Below are 3,181 nucleotides of genomic sequence, written 5' to 3'. Positions count from 1 at the left end.
TGGCTCTTTTGTGGAAGTACTACGCACTTATAAAAAAGGTGCACTAAGTTAGCCCCCGTACTAATAACTGGAAATTTATCCAACATTTGAAGACTTTTTCCAGAAAGCTCTATATGGGAAGAACTAAAACTGTTGATGATAAATCACTCCTATTTCTCTATCTATCTAAAGTGTTAATTCCAAATCAATCTATATTTTCTGCTGCTAAAAACTCAGCCATCAAGGGAGCGACTTCTGGTTTGACTGGTTTATCTATTATCGCTTCTACTTCACCTTTTATTGGATTGTTTGGTACGGTTGTGGCTATTTTGGAGACTTTTTCATCTCTTGGGACGCAAAAAGGTTCATCTATAGCGATAGTTGCACCTGCTATCTCTGAAGCTTTGGTTGCTACGGCTGCGGGTATTGCTGTGGCTACGGTTGCTTACTCTTTTCATCTTCTTTTAAAAAGAAAAGCTTATGAGTTGAATCTCTTGTTAGAGAGTCAGGCTGATTTGATACTCTCGCAAAAGGCTTAGTTATGTATAATTGGGATGAAGACCCTGACTTGAATATCACACCTCTTATTGATGTGATGTTGGTTTTGATGGCTATCTTTATGATTACTATTCCTGTGATGCAGTATCAAGAGCAGATTGAGTTGCCAGAGGGGAGCCAATCACTTAAAGTGAGTGAGCAGAAGGTGTTGACAGTAGAGATAGACAGAGAGTTAAATATTCACTATAACAGTGAGGTCTATACGCTTGACTCTTTTCCTGATGCATTTAGGTTGAAAACAGGTGAGATGGATAAGAGCAAGGCTGTCTATATCAATGCGGATAAGGAGATAGCTTATGAGAATGTTATCTATCTTCTAAAAGTAGTTAAACAGAGTGGATTTTCAAAAGCATCACTCTTGACACTATAAAATCTTTTTTTGGAAAAGGATAAGTATGTTTAACAGTAAAACAGTCTCTGGTATTGCTGCTGTTGCTATCTATTTTCTTCTCATCTACTCTATACTGCTGTTTTACAATGTGCATAAGCAGAAGGCGAAAAACTATGTGGAGAAAAATTCAGATAGAGTAACGGTTACACTTGTTAATAGTGATAGAACGATTTTAAATAGAAGCTCTAAAGTTAGTACTCCCAATAGACCTGTACCCAAGATTGAATCAATGCCAATACCTTCTATTGTGCCACCTCCACCTAAGAGGGTTATTCCTAAAAAACCTGTGCCTAAAAAAGAGACTCCCAAAAAAGAAGTTCCCAAAAAAGAGCTTCCTAAAAAAGAAGTTCCTAAAAAAAGAGTTGTAGAGGTAAAAGAACCTATAAAAGATACAAAAGCAGAGGAGAGGGTAGCTCGAATCAAAAAGATTAGAGAGGATAATGAGAGAGCGAAACAGGCTCAACTTAGAAAAGATAGAGTGGCTAAAGAGAGGGCAAAAGAGGTTAGAATTAAAAAAGATAGAGAAGCCAAAGAGAGTGCAAGAGTAGCTCGAATCAAAAAAGATAAAGAGGCTAAAGAGAGATCAAAAAATCTCTTCTCCTCTGTAGATACCCAAACACCTAGTAGGACTGCTCCAAAAGAGAGTAGTGTCAGACACACCTCTTCTGCTACAGATAGAATTAGAAACACGCATCAGAGTGGTGCGGTATCAAATAGAAACAGAGAACGAGGTGTGGAGAATGCCTATATTGCAAAAGTGCAGAGACGACTGAACAATTGGCATGCACAGAGTAACTATAAAGGGCAGAGTGCTAAGATAAAGCTTGTTATTAAGAGTAGTGGACACTTTAGATTTACGATTCTTAACTCATCAAGTGGAAGTCTTAGCTCGGGATTAAAAGATTTTCTAAATCAGCTAAATAGTATGGGATTGGGGAGACATGACAAGTCAACACCATATAATATTAATGTCACATTTAGAGCCAAATAAGCGTTTATATAAAGAGGGAGTAGAGTATGAAAATAGAAGAGTTAGAGGTAAAGTATAGTTATAAGTTTCCAAAGCTATTTAAAAAACTGTGGAGTGATGGGATGCTTGATTGGATGGGTGGCAGAACTACTCCATTTGGCAAGAGTGAGAATTGGGCAAAAACTATCTATCCTTGTATAAAAGATAATCCACCACTTCTTCTGCACACAGGTGGGTTTGATTTTGAGATGTTAAGGGCAGAGGATATACTCAGCTTCAAATTTGATGAGTTGTGGGATGTGGAGAGTCATGAATTTATCCCTTTTGCAAAATCAGAAGAGGGAAATATTTTTGCTTTTTATAAGAACCTACAAACTGATGGAGAGAGTGCTATTGTCTATATTTGGGATGAGATGAATGAGACAGAGGTCTTGGCTAAGAATTTTGAAGATTTTATCTTTAGAAAGATGTTAGAGGCTATATATGATGTAGATAAAGATGAGCTTTTAGCAGACTATAAAGATGAAGGTTTTGAGGGCTATTTAGTTGATATTCGTAATGATTTAAAAACGACTAAGCCCTATCTCAATGATAAATATGCAGAAGTTTTGAGTGATATTTATAGTAGAAAAGAGGTTATGGAGAGTAGAATTTCATATAGCTTGATAACTCATGAAGAGTTGGCTCAAACTATTCAAACTCATTTGGAGTTTGAGGAGCTTGATTTGGTCTTTGAGCATGAAGTGGACTAGAGAGCCTCATCATCCTCTTCACCTGTTCTGATACGGATGGTTCTCTCTATCTCTGTTACAAAGATTTTACCATCACCAATTTTGCCAGTATGAGCAGCTGATTTAATCGCTTCAATCGCACGATTGAGGTAGTCATCATCACTAACTACAACCGTTACCAATACTTTTGGGATAAATTCTACAACATATTCAGCTCCTCTATAGAGTTCAGAGTGACCCTGTTGTCGTCCATAACCTTTTACTTCAGAGATGGTCATCCCCTCGATACCTGCTTCTACTAGAGCATCTTTGACATCTTCTAGTTTGAATGGCTTTATGATTGCTTCTATTCTTTTCATTTTTTTCCTTTGTAATGGTTGGAATCGGAAGGCTCTGCCTCCGTTGTTCGGGACTAAAGTTTCCGTTTCCAAAATAATATAGTAGGCTTCTTGTAAAACTAGGAACCGATGGCTTTAGCCCAATGCCAATGAATTAAGCTTTTTTTGAACCAAATAGTTCGGGTGTAAACACGCCGATTCCGAAAATGCAAAT

5 protein-coding genes are annotated in these 3,181 nt (G+C 37.4%); 4 read left to right on the top strand and 1 reads right to left on the bottom strand.

Annotation, left to right across the window (positions count from 1 at the left end):
* Positions 1 to 113 precede the first annotated feature (113 nt).
* The 4 genes from GSY74_RS08405 to GSY74_RS08390 are packed head-to-tail and all read left to right on the top strand — an operon-like array spanning position 114 to position 2,650.
* The gene (locus GSY74_RS08405; RefSeq protein ID WP_164664659.1) at positions 114 to 518 is read left to right on the top strand and encodes a MotA/TolQ/ExbB proton channel family protein; all 405 of its coding nucleotides are present in this window, start codon (positions 114 to 116) and stop codon (positions 516 to 518) included.
* A gap of 2 nt (positions 519 to 520) precedes the next feature.
* On the top strand, positions 521 to 907 hold the full coding sequence (locus tag GSY74_RS08400; protein ID WP_164664658.1) for a biopolymer transporter ExbD: 387 nt from the start codon (positions 521 to 523) through the stop codon (positions 905 to 907).
* A gap of 25 nt (positions 908 to 932) precedes the next feature.
* Positions 933 to 1,919, top strand: coding sequence for a TonB C-terminal domain-containing protein (locus GSY74_RS08395; RefSeq protein WP_164664657.1), 987 nt, complete (start codon positions 933 to 935; stop codon positions 1,917 to 1,919).
* Between the two features lie 26 nt (positions 1,920 to 1,945).
* On the top strand, positions 1,946 to 2,650 hold the full coding sequence (locus GSY74_RS08390) for an SMI1/KNR4 family protein (protein WP_164664656.1): 705 nt from the start codon (positions 1,946 to 1,948) through the stop codon (positions 2,648 to 2,650).
* Here the strand turns inward: GSY74_RS08390 and GSY74_RS08385 are convergent.
* Positions 2,647 to 2,988 (bottom strand): P-II family nitrogen regulator, encoded by a 342-nt coding sequence (locus tag GSY74_RS08385; RefSeq protein WP_164664655.1) that lies wholly within the window; start codon positions 2,986 to 2,988, stop codon positions 2,647 to 2,649. The genes GSY74_RS08390 and GSY74_RS08385 overlap by 4 nt on opposite strands.
* Between the last annotated feature and the right edge of the window lie 193 nt (positions 2,989 to 3,181).

Source organism: Sulfurovum sp. bin170, from assembly GCF_010892395.1.
Lineage (GTDB): Bacteria > Campylobacterota > Campylobacteria > Campylobacterales > Sulfurovaceae > UBA1140.
This window is presented reverse-complemented; position numbering and strand designations above follow the sequence as displayed.

What these genes read in the sequence shown, in the direction of transcription:
- GSY74_RS08405 (WP_164664659.1), top strand. Translation starts at nt 114, where the DNA reads ATGGGAAGAACTAAAACTGTTGATGATAAATCACTCCTATTTCTCTAT.
- GSY74_RS08400 (WP_164664658.1), top strand. Translation starts at nt 521, where the DNA reads ATGTATAATTGGGATGAAGACCCTGACTTGAATATCACACCTCTTATT.
- GSY74_RS08395 (WP_164664657.1), top strand. Translation starts at nt 933, where the DNA reads ATGTTTAACAGTAAAACAGTCTCTGGTATTGCTGCTGTTGCTATCTAT.
- GSY74_RS08390 (WP_164664656.1), top strand. Translation starts at nt 1,946, where the DNA reads ATGAAAATAGAAGAGTTAGAGGTAAAGTATAGTTATAAGTTTCCAAAG.
- GSY74_RS08385 (WP_164664655.1), bottom strand. Translation starts at nt 2,988, where the DNA reads ATGAAAAGAATAGAAGCAATCATAAAGCCATTCAAACTAGAAGATGTC.